Source organism: Bradyrhizobium sp. UFLA03-84 (assembly GCF_002289535.1).
GTDB lineage: Bacteria > Pseudomonadota > Alphaproteobacteria > Rhizobiales > Xanthobacteraceae > Bradyrhizobium > Bradyrhizobium viridifuturi.
In genome coordinates, this window is the sequence record NZ_NSJY01000002.1 from 1 (window position 1) to 1790 (window position 1790).

General features: G+C 65.5%; 1 protein-coding gene. It reads right to left on the reverse strand.

The window, feature by feature from the left end:
* The coding region (gene acs, locus CK489_RS00020; protein WP_095730861.1) for an acetate--CoA ligase at nt 1-1790 on the reverse strand (1790 nt) is incomplete at both ends.

Below are 1790 nucleotides of genomic sequence, written 5' to 3' on the forward strand. Positions count from 1 at the left end.
GTCTTCGGCAGGCCGGGCGCGAACTGGATCAGGTCCGGCGAGGCGATCGGGCCGATGTCCTTGCGGACCCAGGCGACCAGCTCCTTGCGCAAGGCCTCGGTCGGCTCGGTGCCCTTCATCAGCGTGACATAGGCGTAGATGCCCTGGCCCTTGATGTCGTGCGGATAGCCGACCACGGCGGCTTCCGACACCGCCTCGTGCGCGACCAGCGAGCTCTCGACCTCGGCGGTGCCCATGCGGTGGCCGGACACGTTGATGACGTCGTCGACGCGGCCGGTGATCCAGTAGTAGCCGTCGGCATCGCGCCGGCAGCCGTCGCCGGTGAAGTACTTGTTCTTGTAGGTCGAGAAATAGGTCTGCTCGAAGCGGGCGTGGTCGCCATAGACCGTACGCATCTGGCCCGGCCATGACCTGGTCAGGCAGAGATTGCCCGAGGTCTCGCCCTCCAGCGTCTTGCCGTCGGCGTCGACGATCTCGGGCACCACGCCGAAGAACGGCCGCGTCGCCGAGCCCGGCTTCAGCTTGGTGGCGCCCGGCAGCGGCGTGATCAGGATGCCGCCGGTCTCGGTCTGCCACCAGGTGTCGACGATCGGGCAGCGGTCGTCGCCGACCACGCGATGGTACCACTCCCAGGCTTCCGGATTGATCGGCTCGCCGACCGAGCCGAGCAGCCGCAGCGACTTGCGCGAGGTCTTCTTCACCGGCTCGTCGCCGCCCTGCATCAGCGCGCGGATCGCGGTCGGTGCGGTGTAGAAGATGTTGACCTTGTGCTTGTCGACCACGTTCCAGAACCGCGAATTGTCCGGGTAGTTCGGCACGCCCTCGAACATCAGCGTGGTCGCGCCGTTACAGAGCGGCCCGTAGAGGATGTAGCTGTGGCCGGTGACCCAGCCGACGTCGGCGGTGCACCAGTAGATGTCGCCGTCGTGATAGTCGAACACGTATTGATGCGTCATCGACGCGAACACCAGATAGCCGCCCGAGGTGTGCAGCACGCCCTTCGGGGTGCCGGTCGAGCCCGAGGTGTAGAGGATGAACAGCGGGTCCTCGGCATGCATGTGCTCGGCCGGGCATTCCGTCGTCACCATGGCGGCGGCCTCGTGGTACCAGAGGTCGCGGGTCGGGTTCATGTCGATCTTGCCGCCGGTGCGCTTCACCACCACGACCCAGTCGACGCCGCCGGTCTTGGCGATCGCGGCATCGACATTGGCCTTCAGCGGCACCTTCTTGCCGCCGCGCAGGCCCTCGTCGGCGGTGATGATCACCTTGGAATCGCAGTCCTTGATGCGCTGGGCGAGGCTGTCCGGCGAGAAGCCGCCGAACACCACCGAGTGAATCGCACCGATCCGCGCGCAGGCCAGCATGGCGTAGGCCGCTTCCGGAATCATCGGCAGATAGATCGTGACGCGGTCGCCCTTCTTGACGTTCCGGGTGCGCAGGATGTTGGCCATCCTGCAGACTTCGTCATGCAGCTGGCGGTAGGTGATGTGCTTGGACTCGGAGGGATCGTCGCCCTCCCAGATGATCGCGGTCTGGTCGCCGCGCTTCTCGAGATGGCGGTCGATGCAGTTCCAGGCGACGTTCAGCACGCCGTCCTCGAACCATTTGATCGAGATGTTGCCGGGCGCGAAGGAGACGTTCTCGACCTTGGTGTAGGGCTTGATCCAGCCGATCCGCTTGCCGTGCTCGGCCCAGAAGCCGTTCGGGTCCTTGACCGAGTGCGCGTACATCTCGCGATATTTGGCGTCGTTGACATAAGCGCGCTTGGCCCACTCGGCCGACACGTCATA